Source organism: Sorangium sp. So ce887 (genome assembly GCF_051521455.1).
Classification (GTDB): domain Bacteria; phylum Myxococcota_A; class Polyangia; order Polyangiales; family Polyangiaceae; genus Sorangium.
Genome location: NZ_CP150354.1, coordinates 4,207,747 through 4,225,101 on the forward strand (window position 1 = coordinate 4,207,747; position 17,355 = coordinate 4,225,101).

Sequence of the window (17,355 nt, forward strand, 5' to 3'; positions counted from 1 at the left end):
ACGATCACTCGCCCGCGGCGAAGTGCACGATCGAGTAGACCCGGGCCGCGTCGCCAGCGCGCTGCGCGAGGAGCGCCCGGCCGCCGAGGAAGTCGAGCTCGACGACGAAGGCGAAGCCGGCGACCTCGCCGCCCTGCTTGCGCGCGAGCTCCGCGGCGGCCGAGGCCGTGCCGCCGGTCGCGAGCAGGTCGTCCACGACGAGGACCCTGGCCCCGGGCTTGATCGACCCCTTGTGCATCTCCAGCTCCGCCGTGCCGTACTCGAGCGCGTACGCCACCCGATCGGCCGCGGCCGGGAGCTTGCCGGGCTTGCGCACGGGCACGAAGCTCGCGTTGAGCCGGGCCGACAGCGCGCCGCCGAAGATGAAGCCCCGGGACTCGACGCCGACCACGACGTCGACGTGCTCCCCGATGTAACGCTGGGCCAGGAGATCCAGCGTGATGTGGAGCGCCCGCGGGTCGGCGAGGAGCGGCGTGATGTCCTTGAAGAGGATGCCCGGCTTCGGAAAATCCGGGACGTTGCGGAGGTGGGCCTTGAGGTAGCGGAGCGCGTGCTCGGAGGGCAGGGCGTCGTGGTTGAACATGGCGCCGAGCGTAGGCGAGCGCACCCGAGCCGGAAAGCGCTGCCAGGGCGACGCGCGCGCCGTCAGCCGGTGCGACCGTCGTTGAGCTCCGCGGCGAGCTGGCGCGCGACGCCCTCGTGCTGCGCCGCGAACAGGTCGAGCGTCAGCGGGGTGACGCTGACGGCGCCCTCGTCGTAGGCCTCGGTGTCCGAGCCGGGGACGAGGTCGTGGCGCACGCCTGCGCCGCCGATCCAGAGGTACTCGTGCCCGCGGGGATCCCGGCGAAAGATCACCTCTTCCGTGTAGAGGCGCGCGCCGATGCGCGTGGCGCGCACGGGCCAGCTGCTGCCCGCGGGGATGTTGACGTTGAGCAGCGGCGCCGGCCGGCGCCCCTCCGGCCCGGCGGCGCGGTGGAGGGCGAGGGCGAGCTTCACGCCGAGCGCCGCCGCGGCCGGGCGCGACGCGCCCGCGTCGGCGGAGAGCGCGATCGAGGGGATGCCGCGGAGCGCTCCTTCGCGCGCTGCGGCCACGGTGCCCGAGTAGAAGATGTCCGAGCCCAGGTTGAGCCCGTGGTTCATGCCCGACACGACCAGATCCGGGCGGCGCGGCAGCACGCGCGTGCCGGCGTGGAGGGCGACATAGATGCAGTCGGCGGGCGTCCCGTCGACCGCGAACACGCCGGGCGCGGCCTCCAGCAGCCGGAGGACGCGGTGCAGGCTCAGGGAGTGGCTCGTCGCGCTCTGGTTGACCGCGGGGGCGCACACCACCACGTCGGCGTGCAGGGCGAGCTCGTCGCGTACCGCGATCAGACCCGGGGCCGAGTAGCCGTCGTCGTTGGAGAGGAGGATCAGAGGGCGCATGCGTTTCGCTCGATGGCCTCCGCATCAGCGGCCGAGCAGGCGCCTCGCGAACGCGGCGACGAGCTCGACCAGGGCGCTGATGCGGCCGAAGAAACCGGCTCCACCTCGCGCCCGCGCCATCGCGAAGGCGACGGTCCGTAGCGCCGGAGTATAAGGATACCACCACAGCTCGCTCTTCGCTCTGCTGCGGTCCTCGAGGAAGAAGCGCGGCCGCGTCAGGCCCGAGAGCGCGTGCGGGCTGCTCGTGATACCGGAGCCGCTGTCGCCCGTCCCCGTCCACGGAGCGGCCGGGAGCGCGCCCGTGAAGCCGTGATTGTTGATCGTCACCACGCCCGAGCGCAGCCGCCGTGCGAGCGCATGGGCTCGCTCGTAGCCGCGGGTCCAGAGGCTCGTCGTGAGCGCGAAGCGGGACGCGTTGGTGCGGGCGATCGCCTCCTCGGCGTTCTTCACGACCATGACGGGGAGGATGGGGCCGAAGGTCTCGTCCTGGAGCAGCGGCGTGTCCTCGCGCTCGATCTTGACGACCGTCGGCGGGAAGGCGAGCGATCCAGCTTCCGGCGCGCCGCCGGCGAGGACTTCCGCCCCGCTCTCGACGGCCGCGTCGAGCTGATGCCGCACGATCTCGGCCTGCCGCGCGGTCGTCATCGCCCCGACGTCGACGCCGACCCGGAGCTCCCCGGTGAGCGCGACGACGCGTGCGATGAAGCGATCCGCGATCGCCTGCTCGACGTAGACGCGCTCGATGGAAGCGCAGTTCTGTCCGGCGTTCGTGAAGGCACCCCAGACGACGCCGCGCGCGGCGCGCTCCAGGTCGCAGTCGTCCAGCACGATGGCGCTGTCCTTGCCGCCGAGCTCCAGCGACGTCGGGACGAGGCGCTCGGCGCAGGCGACGGCGACTTTCTTGCCGGTGGCGACGCTGCCGGTGAAGACGACGAGATCGACGCCGGCCTCGATGAGCGCGGCGCCGACGTCGCTGCCGCCCTGCGCGAGGCCGAGGACACCCTCCGGGAGCAGCCCGTCGAACAGCGACGCCACGAGCGCGCCGGCGCGCGGCGTGACCTCGCTCGGCTTGAAGACCACGGCGTTGCCCGCGAGCAGCGCCGGCACGATCGTGCGCAGCGGGATCGCGACGGGGTAGTTCCAGGGCGTGATGAGCGCGACGACGCCGCGCGGATCCCTCCGGATGCGGCCGACTTTGCCGGGGTAGGCGAGCGCGTCGAGATCGACGGGGGACTCGTCGAGCAGCTCCTCGATGGACAGGGTCCAGTAGTCGACCAGATCGGCGTTCGGCAGCACCTCGGCCAGCGCAGCTTCCTCGATCGGCTTGCCGCACTCGCGATGCAGGAGCGCTGCGATCTCTTCGGCCCGCGCGAGCAGGCGCTTCTTGACCCTCGCGATGAGCTCCGCCCGCTCCCGGATCGGGATCTCGGCCCACGTGACCTGCGCCGCCCGCGCCCTCTCGACGATCATCGCGACGGCGCTGGGCTCTGTTCCCGCGACGTCGTCGAGGGGCTCTCCTTCTGCGGGGCTGCGCGTCGGGAAAGGTTCAGCGCTCGCCGTCCTGCCGGACGCCGGCGAGGCCGCCGCCTCGCTCGCCGCCGCACATGCCTCGTCGGGTAGGGCAGCTGTCTTGGATTCCATGGGGCGCCGAGCCTAGCACCGCGCTTCTGCCCCCCTGCGGGGCGTGCGGCCGCCCTCGAGGGGGCAGGGGTTCTTGAGCGGACCAGCGCGGGGGGAGGGCTGCTACGGAGCGGGGTCGGCCGTCGAGGCAGGAGGCGTGGTCTCTTCGGCGGGGGCCGGCGCCGAGCCCTCGTCGTCGGGGGCGGCGGTGCCAGCGGGGTTGGCTTTCCGCTTGGCCGGCCGGTCCGACGACGGGGTTGCCACGTTGGCCGTGATCGACAGGACCGTCTTCTTGCGGCAGCCGACGATGACCGCCTGACCCGAGGAGAGCCACGCAGGGCTCGACACCCGCTCCGTCGTCAGTTTGCCGAGCCGCACGTAACGCGTCCCGCAGGGCACGTCGAGCGTCTCTCCCGTATTTCCGGCGAGCGAGCCGTTCACGTACACGGATGCCTGCTGGGGCGAGTTGACCAAGAGATGGCCACGGTTCGGCGGCAGATTGTCGGCGCTACCCGCAGCAGGCGCCGAGGTCTCGGCCGGCGCCGCGGTCTCGGCCGGTGCCGCGGTCTCGGCCGGCGCCGGTGCGGCCGCGGTCTCGGCCGGCGCCGGTGCGGCCGCGGTCTCGGCCGGCGCGGCGGTCGGCGTCTGAGCCGTCGTCGGAGGCTGCTCCGTCACGTCCTGCGTTGCGCCCGGGGTGGTGTCGGGGACGACGTTCGGGAGGGGCGCGGGCTCGGAGCCGAACAACCCGAGGCGATGCGCAACCGCTGCGCCGCCCACGAGGAGCGCCACGGCCGCGATGAGGATGCCCACGCGGGAACGCGGGCGCGGAGACGGGCGATCGGTGACGCTGACGTCGGCGGGCGGACGCGCGGTGACGCGCTCGGACGGCTTCAGCCCCTTCTCCGTGGTGATGGGCGGGTCCTTGGTGATGACCTTCGGGAGGAGATCGCGATCGACCGGCTTCGACCTGGCCTTGCGATCCGCTTCCTCGCTCGCGTCCTTGGGCAGCACCCCCGGCGGCGCCTCGACGGTCTCTTGATCCTGGACCGAGCGCGCGATCGCCTGGGCCTCGGACCGCGCGGATCGCACGGCCGTCTCCTCGTCTTCAAGGCCTTCGGGGCGAGAGCGAATGACGGTGGCCTCGTCCTCGAGCATGCCGCGGATCACGGTCGGCTCGTCGTCGACCATGTCGCGGTTGAACTCGCGCTCGGTGGCAGGCTCTCCGAACGCGCGCCGTGTGGTCGCGGTGACCGGCTCCGCCTTGGGGGTGACCGGTTCAGCGGTGGACGCCACGCGGGCCGTGGCCGCGTCCAGCGCGAAGGCGCCTCCCTTCCCGACCGGCGTGGTCGTGGCGGGCGCCTCGACGCGGTCGGGCAACGACCTGCGCTCGGCGGGGATCTTCAGCGCTGCAGCTGACCTCTGCGCGGGCTCCGGCTCATCGGGGAGGAGCCCCGCGAACGAGAGCTCGCTGTCGCTCTCCACCACCTTCGTCCTTCCCGCGGTGTCCTCGTGCGGGAAGAACGGCTTCGTTTCTGCGCGCGGGCTGGAACCGCGGGCGGGGGGCACTGCCGGACCGGCAGAGAGCGCGTCCCTGCCCTGGCCTGATCTGGCGGCCGGCGCCGTGACCTTGGCCGCGGGTCGGGTCGCCTCTCTCGGCTTGGGCTCGGCGGGCTCCGCGGGCGGGCGGAAGGTCTCCTGGGGGCCAGCGTCACGGGCTTCGGCCCGCGGGAGATCGAGCGAGGCTCCGGGCCTGGCGGCCGGCCTCCCGGGGGAGCTGGGAGGCGGCGCCGGAATCCGCGCCGGGGTCGTGGCCGCCGGCTTGCCGGCCGGCGCCTTGGCTGCGCTCGCAGCGGGCGTGGCCGCTGCGGCCGCCTTCACCGCAGGCTGTGGCGGCGTCTTCGCGGCAGGCTGCTGCGGCGCCTTGGCGGCCGCGGACGGCTGTCTCGCGATGCCGGCGGCCGCGGTCTGCGGCGCCTGAGCGGCGGGCGGCGCGGCAACCTGGCGTGCATCGCCGGGCAGGCCCGAACCGTCGATGCTGCCGACGTCGTCCAGGAACGGCTCGGGGGCGCGCGGCGCGGACGGCCCGCCCAGGGCGACCGCGCTGGCCGCCCCTGCCGCCCGTGCTTCGTTCGCCGGCGACGTATCTGCCGCGATCAACCTGGCGTCGGGCAAGGCCGCGCCCGCCGTGTCGTTGGCGATGGCGCCGGGCGCCTCGCCGCGGTGCGGGACGAGCTCCGCGGAGACCGCGAGCTGCGACCGGGTTCGAGGCGCAGCGGTGTTCCGCTGCACCCGCTGGAGGAGCGCTTCGAGGGTGGCGACTTTTTCTGCGACGTTCACGCCGCGTCAGCATATCGCGGCTCGGCGCTCGTTACATCATTCGCGGTGAGGGGGGCGCGATCGGGCAGGTTCCCCGGCGGAAATCCAGCCGGGGGCCGGTGGGGCGGGGGTCAGAGGGTCTCGAGGTAGGCGACCAGATCGTCGATCTGGTCCTCGGCGAGGTGGGACGTCTTGCCGTGCAGGTCGCCGCCGCCGCAGGCGGGGTTGGTGAACCGGTCCCTCAGCGACGTGGCGCATCCGTCGTGCATGAACGGCGCGCGCGTGCCGATGCGGACCAGCGACGGCACCTGGAAGGCCTTGCCCGTGCCGACGTCGAACGACTCGTTGCTCGTGAGCTGAGCGCCCGCGTGGCACCGCGCGCAATCCACGGTCTTGTCGTGGAAGATGGCTTCCCCTCGCGCCACGGCGCCCTGATCGGGCGCCAGCGACACCGGCGGAGCGGGGAGGCTGTCGATCCACCGGGCGAAGAGGTTCACCCGGCGCGGTCCCTGGTGCACGCCGCCCATGCGGCGCTCGAAGACCTCGTCCATGATGGCTTCGATGCCCGACATGTCGCCGTCCCAGTGGAACGGCGCGGTGTTGAGGATCCCGCCGCTCACGAACTGGGTGCGCCGGGGCCCGATGGGGTTGAAGACCCAGGTATGGCCGTCCTCGCCGCCTTCCGGATGGCACGACGCGCAGGCCATCGGACCGGCCGCGTTCCGGTGGAACATCTCGTGGCCGGTGTCTTTCCGGCTCTCCCCGGGGAGCGTGATGACGCGGTTGCTGGAGATGCCGGGGATCCCGAGCACGTGGATGCCCGCCGGCTCGCGCGTCTGCACGATCACGGCGTCGCCGGCGAACGCGACGGCGGTGGGCTCGCCGTCCACCGCCGTCCGCTGCTGCGCATCGACGCAGGTCCCCTCGCCCTCGAAGCCCATGTTCGCGTTCAAGGTCGTCGGGGTGGTGATGAGGATCTCGTTCGTGCCGGCCGCGACGACGGCGTACGATGCGCCGTCGGCCGACACCGCGAGATCGACCGGGAGGGTCGCGGACGGGAGGGCAGGGGACGCCCTCGGCCCGTCTCCGGAATCGGGGGTCCCGACCTCCGACACCGTGCCGTGCACGATGCTCCCGTCGCATCCGCCGGAGCTGTAGCCCCCCTCGACGATCTCGACGGGCGCGATGAGGGCGCGCTGATGCACCATCGCGACGCCGCCGGACGGCAGGCCGACCGTTCGCCAGGCGACGGTCGGAACGAACTCCTGTCCGAACAGGTTGAACTGCGGGATCTTCTGCCGCTCCGCGACGCTGCCGTCCGCGTCGACGGTGAGCAGCTCAGCCGCACGGAACTTGCTGACCACGAGCCGCTCTCCATCCACGACGACATCGCGCAGGTCGCGATCGAGCTGCAGGCGGCGCGTCGCGTCTCCGGGGCCGGCCGGGAGCGTCACGAGCTCGCCGCCGAGGCAGGCGACGTGGAGCTCGTCGGTCCTCGCGTCGTAAGCGATCCCCCTCGGGGCCGGGCATGCCGCGCGCCGCTCGACGATCTTCCCGCTGTCCGCGTCGACCGTGACGATCGCGCCGCCGCGGCGGAGCGCGACGTGGAACCGCCCCGCGTCGTCCTCGACGACCCGGCCCGGCTCATCCCCCATCTCCAGGACGATCTCCGCGGTCAGCTTCTGCGCCTGCAGATCGACGATCCACACCCGGTCGCGATCCGGATCCGAGGCCACGGCCCTGACAGCGCTCCTGCTCACGGCGAGCGTCCCGCCGCTGATGGCGGGCGGCGGCTCCGCCGCGATCGCGACGCTCCCGGGATCATCGACCTGGGGGGGCTCGTTCTCACCGAGATCCCAGGGAGCGCAGGCGGCTAACGATGATGCGCTCGCGAGGATGGCGAGCATCGGGGAGAAGCTGCAGCGCGATGCAAGCAGTCTATGCATTGAGGCCTCCGGTCAGCCGCCAAGCAAGATGGCGGCCACTTGATGAGATGTTCTTCCATTCGATCGAGCGCCGCAATAAGCGTTGCCTCCGAGTGAGCGACGGATTTTTGCCGTCCACGACGCGCGTGAACGGGTACGAACGCTGCGTTGGACGAGGGGCCCCCTCCCGGGAGCCGGTCGTCATGTCCCCGCTGTCCTGGCCCATTGCGGCACGGCATGACGATCACGTCAGACCACGGTGCCAGCGCGGTCTTGGACAGTGCGGGGCGCCATCACGGGTTCATGTGCGCCTGCGCCGCCACGGACGTCGTGGGACGAGAGCGCAGGCTGCGCGGTCACGTTCGTGGGACGGTGGAACGAGCGATCGCCGAGGCGCGATAGCGCGGGATCGCCTGCGATCTTGACGGGTGCTTTCACCGCCCATAAGTGACCGACCGGTCATGAAAAGCACCGCATCCTCGTCTCGACGCAGCCTCTCGCTCGCTTCGACGCTCGCCGGGCTGCTCGCCCTCGGGCTCATCGCACCGCCGGTCGCGGCGCAGCCGGCCGCCCCGCAGCCCGCGCCGGCGCCTCCCGCCCCGGGGAAGCCGCAGCCCCTGCAGGCTCCCGTCGCTGCGGCCCAGCCGGCGGCGCCGAAGGCCGATCCGCTCGCCACCGCGCTCGCGCCCCAGCCAGGAGGGCTGACGCCGGACGACGTCGCGAAGGCCGCGCTGCGGACGCGCGCGTCGCTCCGCGCCAAGCAGGCCGACCTCCGCGCGGCATCGGCCAAGGTTGACCAGGCGATGGTCAATTTCTTTCCGCGGGTCACGGTAACGGCGACGTACACCCGGCTGTCCGAGGTCGAGAACCCGCTCGCCGACCTGTTCGCGAGCATTCCGGGGCCGGGCGGACAGCCTGCTATCGAACCCTACAACGCGGTGAACACGTACGCGCTCACGGCCAACCTCGCCGTGCCCATCTCGGATTACGTGCTCCGCCTCTCGCAGGGGTATGCATCGGCTTCGCACGCGGAGAGCGCGAAGAAGCTCGAGCTGCAGGCGGAGACGCTGCAGGCCGCGGCCGACGCGAAGCTCGCGTTCTTCAACTGGGTCCGCGTGAAGGGCCAGGTCGTCGTCGCAGGCGAGGCGGTGGCTCAGGCCAGAGCCCACGTCGATGACGCGCGCCGCACCTTCGAGGTGGGGCTGCTCTCGCGCGCCGACGTGCTCCGGCTCGAAGCCCAGGTGGCCGGCGCGGAGCAGGTGCTCATCGAGGCCGAGGCCGCGCTCCTGGTCGCGGACGACCAGATCCGGATCGCGCTCGGGGCGGCGCAGGACAGGCCGCTCGCCCTGGGGATCGACGTGATGGGCAGCGCGCCCGCGAAGCCGCCCCCCGAGGCGCTCCCGGCGCTGTTCCAGGAGGCGCTCCAGAAGCGCCTCGAGATCCGCGCCCTCGACGAGACGCAGTACTCGCTCGAGAAGGCCGAGGCGGTCACGCGGGCCGGCTATTTCCCGCGCGTGGACGCGTTCGCCGACCTCACCTACGCGAACCCCAACCAGCGCGTCTTTCCGTCGCAGAACCAGTTCGACATGACGTGGGCCGCCGGCGTCCGCGCCACCTGGGTGCTCAACGACGTCTTCACCACCGCGGCCGCCTCCGCCGAGGCGAACGCCCGCACCACGCAGGTCGCCGAGCAGAAGGCCGTGCTGCGCGACGCCCTCCGGACCGAGGTGGTGTCGGCGTACGCCGATCTGAGCAAGGCCGCGAGCAGCATCGAGTCCGCCGAGCGCCAGCTCGCGGCGGCCACGGAGTCGATGCGCGTCAGGTCCGAGCTGTTCCGGGCGGGGCGGGCCACGAGCGTCGACGTGGTCGACGCGGAGACCGAGGTCACGCGCGCGCGGCTGCAGCAGCTCAACGCGCGCGTCGGCGCGCTCGCCGCGAAGACCCGCCTGGACCACGTGGTCGGACGCGACGCGAATGACGCGAATGACGTGAAATGACCGAGCTGCGCGCGTCGTCTTCGCTTGCACGGCCCACCTGGCCGGAGTAGGGAAGGCGTGCGCCGCTGCAGCGTGGGTTCCTGCGGCGCTTCCGCGGGCACCGCCCGCACTATCCCTCACCGGCCGAGGTAGCGCGTCCACGGTGCGCGCCCGGTCCGCCCGTCATGACGGAGCTTGCGCTCATCCTCAGCGGCGGCCTGATCGGGCTCGCCTTTGCGGTCTACCTCGCTCGCTGGGTCGTCGCGCGCCCCGCGGTCGAGCCCGAGATGCAGCGGGTGGCCGCGATCATCCAGGGGGTCGCCGAGGCGTACTTTCGCCGTCAGAGCAGCGTGATCGGCGCGGTCTCCGCGATGCTCGGCGGCGCCATTTTCCTCGCGTACGGCCTCCTCCGGCGCGCCGGGGAGAATAACCCGGTCCCGGCGCTGGAGCTCGGCGTCTGGCTGACGCTCTCCTTCGCGGTCGGCGCGGCCAGCGCGGTCGCTGCGGGCCGCGTCGCCACCTGGATCGCGCCCCGCACCAGCGTGCGCGCGGCGAGCGGCGCCCGCCGCTCGCTCGACCTCGCCCTGCAGATCGCCCTCCGCGGGGGGGCCGTGTCGGGGCTCTTCGTCGTCAGCATGAGCCTGCTCGGCCTCGGCGGCCTGTTCGCCGCGGTCCTCGCGTTCCGCGGCGGCTTCGGGTCCGAGCCGGCCGAGGCGCTCGCGCTCGCGCCGACCATCCCCTGGGTCATCGCCGGCTACCCCCTCGGCGCCTCCTTCGCCGCCCTGATGGCGCAGCTCGGCGGCGGCACCTTCGCCAAGGCGGCCGACCTCGGCGCCGATCTCGCGGGCGCGGAGGTCGGCCTCGACGAGGACGACCTGCAGAACCCGGCCACGATCGTCGACCTGGCCGGCGACACCGTCGGAGACTGCGCCGGGCGCGCGGCGGGCGTCTTTGCCTCGACGGTCGCCGAGAACGCGGGCGCCATGGTGGTCGGAGCCATGCTCTTCCGCAGCAACGCCGGGCTCCCGAGCGCCCTCGCCGTCGTGCTCTTCCCGCTGGTCAGCCGCGCGTTCGGCCTCATCGCGACGCTCTTCGGCGTGATGGTCGTCAAGACCGACGACCGCGAGGATGCCTTCAACGCCCTCCTGCGGGGGCTCTACGTCACGGCCATCCTGCACGCCGTCGGCATCGCCGGGGCCGCCAAGTGGCTGCTCGGCGCCCACTGGGTGGTCTTCTTCGCGTGCGGCGTCATCGGCATCGTCACGGGCATCGGCGTGCTGCACGTGACGCAGTACTACACCGAGCAGCGGCACCGCCCGGTGCGCGAGCTCGCCGAGGCGGCCCGCAGCGGCTCCGCGATGGCGGTGCTGCGCGGGCTCGCCATCGGCCTCGAGAGCTCGGTGCTCCCGCTCCTCGTCGTCGTCGGCGCGACCTTCGGCTCCTACCTGCTCGGCGCCCGCTCCGGGCTCGCCTGGGGCGGCCTGTTCGGGACCGCGGTCGCCACGATGGGGATGCTGGGCACGGCGGGCTACGTCCTCGCCATGGATGCGTTCGGCCCCATCGTGGACAACGCGGGCGGCATCGTCGCCCTGACGGTCGCCCGCGAGCGGCCGGACGTGCGCGGACGCACCCTCGTCCTGGACGCGGTCGGCAACACGACCAAGGCGCTCACGAAGGCGTACACGGCCGGGGTGGCCGCGCTCGCCTCGCTGCTGCTCGTCGCTGGCTACCTCGACGAGTCCCGGCGGCGTGCGCTGACGTTGAGCGCGTCGAGCAGCGGCGAGACGACCGCGATGGTCGTGCGCCTCGACCGGCCCGAGGTCTACCTCGGCGCGCTGGTCGGGATCCTCCTGGTCTTCTGGCTGGCCGGCCGCTGCATCCGCAATGTGCTCCAGGCCGGCCGCCGCGTCCTTGACGAGGTGAGGCGTCAGACCCGGGCCCGGCCGCCGAGCTTCGTCGGCGATCACGAGCCCTGCGTCGAGATGGTCTCTCGGGCGGCGCTGCGCCATATGATCGCGCCGGCCCTCGTCTCGGTGGCGGTCCCCGTCGTCGTGGGACTTGCCTTGCGCTTTGCAAGGACGGAGGATAATCCTCTGGTCGCGGCGGATTCAGTCGCGGCCTTGCTCATGGCCGCGACGGTCGCAGGCGTCCTCGGGTCGCTCTTCTTGGGGAATACCGGGGCGATCTGGGACAATGCGAGGCAGTACATCGCTACCGGCGCACACGGGGGGCGCTACCTCGTCGACGAGACGGGGGCGCGGGCGGACAACCCCACCTACGGCGCCGCTGTCGTGGGCGACACGATCGGCGATCCTCTCAAGGATGCGGCCGGCCCTGCGATCCACGTGCTCATCAAGATGCTCCCCGCCGTGACCCTCGTGTTCTTGCCGTTCTTCATCTGATGACGGTTCTTCCTCCAGCGGGATCCGCCACGGCTCCCGTCCACCCGATCCATCCCGGCGAATTGCCGCCGCACCCGTATCCCGAGCCCACGACGTGCCGCCTCCGATCTCCGACGCACTCTCCACCCTCAGCGATCGTGGCCTGCGAAGGCTCCTTGGCGCCCGCACTTTTCTCCGCGGGCTGGAGTACTTCCGCCGCCGCGTCGTCGATGACATCTCCATCAACGAGACGATGGCGAGCGGCACCGTCCGCGCCGCCGACTCCGAGCCGTATCCGGTCAAGGTCGAGCTTTCGCCCGATGGAATCCAGTCGCAGTGCTCCTGTCCGGCCTTCCAGAAGGCTGGACAGCATTGCAAGCATGTCGCGGCGCTGCTCATCAGCATCCGCGACCAGGCTCGAGGCGCGCAGCCCCGGCGCGAGCCGCCGAGCCCGGCGCTCGTCCCGCAGACCGCCCACGCCGGCGGTGACGCCCTGAAGCGCGTGCGCCGGCGTGACCGCCGCGGGCGGCTGGCGATCACGCCGTCGGTGCCGGTCCCGACCGTCGTCGGCACCCACGGGCCGCCGGGCTCCGGCGTCGCCTTCACGGCGCCGATCCTGGACGCCACGGCCAAGCAGACCGGGATCGGCGCCTGGCTCCCGCCCGAAGGGGTCAGCGGAGCCCGGCGCGTGGAGTTCCGCCTCCACGTCCGGCAGGGGGCGCTGACCGTCACCGTCCTCGACGCCGAGGCGCGCGTCCCGGTGCTCCCCTCCGCGGCGCTCGCCTGGCAGGCGCTCTATCCGACGCCCGACCGGGACGCGCTCCGGCTGCTTGCCCGGTTCGAGAGCGGCAACCCGCGCCACCCGGCCGTCGATATTCGCGGCGAGGATGTGGCCGAGCTGCTCCCGCTGCTGGAAGGCCAGCGCGTGCTCCTCGAGCCGGCGCTGATGCAGCTCCGCTTCGGCGAGGACAGCCTGCGGCCGCGCTTCGACCTCGAGACCGTCGGCGGCGACACCATCATCGTCAAGGCGAGCTTCGAGCGGGGGAACGACAAGCGCCGCTTCTCGCTCTTGCAAGGCGGGTGGTTCGAGGGCTGGCCGGGCTGGCACATCGACACGCAGGAGGGGCTCGCGCGCCGCGTCGACAAGCGCGTCTCCCCGGCGGCGATGCGCCGCCTGCTCCGCTCGCCCACCATTGGCGAGCCGATGAGCGAGCTGCCCCGCATCATCATGCAGGGGCTGCCCAAGATCGCGCTCGAGGTCGGCGCCGAGCTGCCCGACCTGAACCAGATCGCCGAGGTCGTCGACCTCCTTCCCACGTTCCGCATGCGCGCGGGCGGCTCGCTCATCGAGGCCCGCGTCACGCTGTTCGCCGCGTACGGCGACGCGGAGGTCGCCGTGCGCGCCGACGGCATGTCGCCTCCGATCCTCGTGCAGCCGCCCGAGGAGGGGATGAAGCGCGCCCGCTGCATCCGCGTCGACATCGCCGCGCAGCAGGACGCGGCGAGCAAGCTGCTCGCCCTCGGGCTCAAGCCGGACGAGACCGGCCAGGGCTTCATCGCGAACGGCGATCAGGCGCTCACGTTCTGGACCGAGGGGCTCGCCGAGCTCCCCGACGACTGGGACCTCTTCGTCCCGGAGGATCTCGTCGACACCCAGGTGCGCGGCAGGCCGATCGGCGTGTTCGCCAAGGTTACCTCGGGGATGGACTGGCTGAACGTCAAGCTCAGCTTCGAGAGCGAGGGCGTGGGCGTCGATCGCGACGAGCTGCGCCGCTGTCTCGCCGAGGGCAAGCGTTACGTCCGCCTCGAGGACGGTTCGTTCGCCGCGTTCGACCCTGACGCCGTGCGCGCGATGCTCGATCGCGAGGTCGAGCTGATGATGGCGGCCGGCAAGAACGGCCGGCTGCCGCTCGCGCAGGCCGGGCGAGTGCACGAGCTGATCCAGCACGCGAGCGGCTCGAACGTGACCGCCTCCGCGCGCGAGCTCTTCCACAAGCTCAGCAACATCGACGAGATCGGCAGCACCAAGCGGCCCCGGAACCTGAAGGCGACGCTCCGTCCCTATCAGGAGGCCGGCCTGTCATGGCTCAAGTTCATCCATGACATCGGCTCGGGCGGCGTGCTCGCCGACGACATGGGTCTCGGCAAGACGGTCCAGACGATCGCCCTCCTCCTCGCCGTCAAGCAGGAGGAGAAGCACATGCGCGCGCTGATCGTCGCCCCGACGAGCGTCGTCACGAACTGGGAGCGCGAGCTCGCCCGGTTCTCGCCCTCGCTCTCGGTGGCCCTCTGGCACGGCGCGGATCGCAAGGACCAGATCGACGAGGTGAAGGCCGCCGAGGTCGTGATCACGAGCTATGCGCTCCTCCGCCGCGACGAGGACTTCCTCGCGCAGCTCGATCTGACCTACGCCATCCTCGACGAGGCGCAGCACATCAAGAACCCGATGAGCGCCACCGCCGCCGCGGCCAAGCGGCTCCGCGCGAAGCGCCGGCTCGCTCTTACGGGCACGCCCATCGAGAACCGGCTGTCGGAGATCTGGTCGATCTTCGACTTCGTCTCGCCGGGCCTGCTCGGCTCGCTCGACAAGTTCGAGGCGCGCTTCTCGCGGCCGATCGAGGCGGGCGACTACAAGACCGCGCAGCGGCTCCGCGCCGCGATCCACCCGTTCATCCTGCGCCGCACGAAGCAGGAGGTCGCCAAGGACCTGCCGGAGAAGATCGAGATGGACCAGATCTGCGATCTCACCGGCGAGCAGCGGGCGCTCTACATGCAGGTCGCGCGCGAGGTCCGGGCGCAGGTCCTCGGCGAGGTGGAGCGCGTCGGTCTCGCGAAGAGCCAGCTGCAGATCCTCGCGGGCCTCACCCGCCTGCGGCAGGCGGCCTGCGACCCGCGCCTGCTCGGCTTGCCGCGCGAGTTCGGCGACGACGACTCGGGCAAGCTCATCGCGGTCCGCGAGCTCATCGCGAACGCCGTCGAGGGCGGGCACAAGGTGCTCGTCTTCAGCCAGTTCGTGATGATGCTGAAGCTCATCGAGAAGGCGATGAAGGAGGATGGCGTCGCGTACGAGTACCTCGACGGCTCCACGAAGGACCGGCCGCAGCGCGTCGATCGCTTCCAGGGCGATCCGAGCGTTCCGGTCTTCCTCATCAGCCTCAAGGCAGGCGGCACCGGCCTGAACCTCACCGCGGCCGACACGGTGATCCACTTCGATCCGTGGTGGAACCCGGCCGTCGAGCAGCAGGCCACCGACCGTGCCCACCGCATCGGACAGACGAAGGTGGTCACCGCTTACCGGCTCATCGCCGCGGGCACGATCGAGGAGAAGATCCTGCTGCTCAAGGACAAGAAGCGCCAGCTCGTCTCCTCCGTCCTCAGCGAGGACGCAGGCGGCGCCAAGAAGCTCACCAAGGCCGATCTGGAAGAGCTGTTCGCGGTGGACTGAGCGGACGACGGCGCGCGCCGGGGGGAGCGCGCCGCTCGCGGTTGCGGGGAGGTCGGCTGCGGGGGCGGCCGGCAGGGCCGGAGGCGGTTACTGCTTGCTACCGCCGCTCAGAACCATCAGGTGGTACTTGCCGAATTCGCTCTGCCCGAGGGTGAACAGGACCTCGATCAGCAGGCGGTACGGCGTGGTCGCGTCAGCCACGATGACCGCCTCGGACGACGACGGGTCGAGCCCCTTCGCGGCGCGGATGGCCTTGTCCGTCTCGCGCGCATGGGAGAGGGCGTTCGCGAGCGGCACGACGTAGAGATCGTTCGGCCCGCTGCGCTTGTACTTCGCGTCGACGCCGGACTGGGCGAGCTGCTCGCGGTTGGGCAGCACGACGATCGGGGTCGGATCCTCGCCGACCAGGATCTGCGACTTCGAGACGATGACGACCACGCCCTCCTGCGAGGGCTCGGACTGCATCACCGACTTCGGCAGGGTGAGATCCTTCGACTGCGGGATGGATGCCGCCGACGATCCCACGCTCTTCAGCAAGAAGACGAGGATGATCGTCATCAGATCGAGCATCGCCGTGATGTTCAGGAAGTCGATCTCCGGCTCCCGCCGGTTCCTGCGGATCGCCTTCCGGAGGGCCGCTTTGTAGCGGACGACGCTCGCCTTCGGCCGCGGCGGAGGGGGCAGCTCGGCGCTCATCGGGCGACTCCGAAGTGGACCTCCGGGAACAGCACCTCCCCGTCGTCGCTTCGCAGCGCGTCCATCACGTCGATGATCGTCTTGTAGTCGATGCCCGGGTTCGCCGTGATCGTCACCTGCGTCTCCTCTTTGAACTCGGGGCGGGCGTTCTTGAGGCGCTTCGCGCACGCCATGAGGGCGGTATAGTCGTAGCTGTCGTTCGTCTTCGGCACCGTGACCCCGCTGCCGACGTCCTGGCAGCCGGTCGCGATGTTGCCGCTCGACGTCTTCAGCGAGATCCCCTGGCTTGTGATGAACGCGGACAGGTTCAACGCCTTGCTGGAGAGCTCGCTGCGCACCTTGCCCCCGCCGATGGATGGCGGCGTCGTGTCGATCGACGACACGAATGTCACCGAGACGCTGGCGAGCACGAAGATGAGGATGTTCATGATGATGTCGAGGTACGGAACGACGTTGAGCTCGCCGGCCTCCTCCCCGGCGTCGGGCTCCTTGGGCTGCGATAGGCGCCGGATCTTCGATCGCTGCGCCGAGCTGAGCGGGACGTCTTGCGGGTCCGCCATGGGCTAGTAGCCAGGCTTGCTGCTGATCGTGAGCAGGTTGAAGACGCGCTCCGTCGTCGCCTCCAGATCGTGCTGGATGTTCTTGGAGCGGGTGTGGAGGAGGACGTGCGCGATCATGCACACGACGGCGATGGCGAGGCCGAACGCCGTGTTGTACATGGCCTCCGCGATGCCGTTCGAGAGCATCCGCTGCTTGTCGGCCTGCGAGAGGCCCTGGGCGGCGATGGAGGCGAACGTGTTGATCAGGCCAGAGACCGTCCCGATGAGGCCGATCAGCGTCGCGATGTTCGCGAGCGACCAGAGGGCGCCGACCCGCTTCTCCACGGCGGGCTTGAGCTCGGACAGCTTCTCGCTGAGGGCGGCGTCGATCTCGTCCGCGCCCTTGTTCGCGTGGGTCAGGCCGGCCTTCACGAGCTGCAGGATCGGGTAATCGCTCGCGTCGCACAGCTTGATGGCGCGGTCGATGTTGCCGGCCGCCACCAGCTTCTTGACCTGCGCAAAGAACTCCTTGGAGTTCACGCGGTAGCGTCCCAGCTGGAACGCGGTCCGCTCGATGATGATCGTCACCACGACCGCCGAGACGACCAGGTTCGCGATCAGGAAGGTCGGATTGTGCTTGATGGCCTCCCACATCCCACCTTCGCCACCACCCTCGGCCGCCAACATCAGCAGATGACGCATCCTCGAAGTCCCTTTCTCAGCGTCGTCAGAAGCCCGACAATCTCTAGGCGCGGCGACTATAACTGCCGCCCGATCCCGTGCGCAAGCTCGGCGATGCGGCCACGCCGCGCGGCGAGAGGCCTGGATCGGCGAAAATCCCCGCAGAATCAGCGTGCCTCTCGCGGTGAGCGCCCACGGGGCACGGAGAGGCAGCGCCGGAGGGGCCGACGCCGGAGGGGTACGGAGCCCCCTGAATCGCTCCGGTCGACGGCGCCCGACCAGGCCGCCGTGCTCCGCCGTTCCCGCGTCCGCTTGCCTGCTGAATCACTGCGCTCCCTCCGGCGTAATGTCGCT

Annotated in this window: 11 protein-coding genes; 3 read left to right on the forward strand and 8 right to left on the reverse strand. The window is 71.4% G+C overall.

The features are described 5' to 3' along the window. Nucleotides 1–4 precede the first annotated feature (4 nt). From WMF36_RS15630 to WMF36_RS15650, 5 genes are all read right to left on the reverse strand, one after another. Nucleotides 5–607 (reverse strand): adenine phosphoribosyltransferase, encoded by a 603-nt coding sequence (locus tag WMF36_RS15630; protein WP_437491292.1) that lies wholly within the window; start codon nt 605–607, stop codon nt 5–7. Nucleotides 608–645: 38 nt separating this feature from the next. Beyond that, entirely contained in the window at nt 646–1,422 is a 777-nt protein-coding gene (gene surE / locus WMF36_RS15635) for a 5'/3'-nucleotidase SurE (protein WP_437491294.1), read from the reverse strand. Between the two features lie 24 nt (nt 1,423–1,446). After that, complete coding sequence (locus WMF36_RS15640; RefSeq protein ID WP_437580406.1) at nt 1,447–3,063, reverse strand: aldehyde dehydrogenase family protein; 1,617 nt, start codon at nt 3,061–3,063, stop codon at nt 1,447–1,449. Nucleotides 3,064–3,165: 102 nt separating this feature from the next. Then, nucleotides 3,166–5,379, reverse strand: coding sequence for a hypothetical protein (locus WMF36_RS15645; protein WP_437580407.1), 2,214 nt, complete (start codon nt 5,377–5,379; stop codon nt 3,166–3,168). Between the two features lie 110 nt (nt 5,380–5,489). Beyond that, a complete protein-coding gene (locus WMF36_RS15650) occupies nt 5,490–7,304 on the reverse strand; it encodes a cytochrome-c peroxidase (RefSeq protein ID WP_437580408.1) in 1,815 nt (604 codons plus the stop codon). A 440-nt stretch (nt 7,305–7,744) separates the two neighbouring features. On the opposite strand from WMF36_RS15650, the gene WMF36_RS15655 reads away from it, so the two are divergent. From WMF36_RS15655 to WMF36_RS15665, 3 genes are all read left to right on the forward strand, one after another. Beyond that, nucleotides 7,745–9,280 (forward strand): TolC family protein, encoded by a 1,536-nt coding sequence (locus WMF36_RS15655; RefSeq protein ID WP_437580409.1) that lies wholly within the window; start codon nt 7,745–7,747, stop codon nt 9,278–9,280. Nucleotides 9,281–9,444: 164 nt separating this feature from the next. Continuing rightward, nucleotides 9,445–11,661 (forward strand): sodium-translocating pyrophosphatase, encoded by a 2,217-nt coding sequence (locus WMF36_RS15660; RefSeq protein WP_437580410.1) that lies wholly within the window; start codon nt 9,445–9,447, stop codon nt 11,659–11,661. A 94-nt stretch (nt 11,662–11,755) separates the two neighbouring features. After that, complete coding sequence (locus tag WMF36_RS15665; RefSeq protein ID WP_437580411.1) at nt 11,756–15,085, forward strand: SNF2-related protein; 3,330 nt, start codon at nt 11,756–11,758, stop codon at nt 15,083–15,085. Nucleotides 15,086–15,172: 87 nt separating this feature from the next. Here the strand turns inward: WMF36_RS15665 and WMF36_RS15670 are convergent, their stop codons facing one another. The 3 genes from WMF36_RS15670 to WMF36_RS15680 are packed head-to-tail and all read right to left on the reverse strand — an operon-like array spanning nt 15,173 to nt 17,022. Next, nucleotides 15,173–15,781, reverse strand: a complete 609-nt coding sequence (locus WMF36_RS15670; RefSeq protein WP_437491313.1) for an ExbD/TolR family protein — start codon at nt 15,779–15,781, stop codon at nt 15,173–15,175. Further along, nucleotides 15,778–16,341, reverse strand: coding sequence for an ExbD/TolR family protein (locus WMF36_RS15675; RefSeq protein ID WP_437491315.1), 564 nt, complete (start codon nt 16,339–16,341; stop codon nt 15,778–15,780). The genes WMF36_RS15670 and WMF36_RS15675 overlap by 4 nt, the downstream gene beginning before the upstream one ends. A gap of 3 nt (nt 16,342–16,344) precedes the next feature. After that, nucleotides 16,345–17,022: a MotA/TolQ/ExbB proton channel family protein gene (locus tag WMF36_RS15680; protein WP_061605615.1), complete on the reverse strand. Its 678-nt coding sequence runs from the start codon at nt 17,020–17,022 to the stop codon at nt 16,345–16,347. Nucleotides 17,023–17,355: the final 333 nt, after the last annotated feature.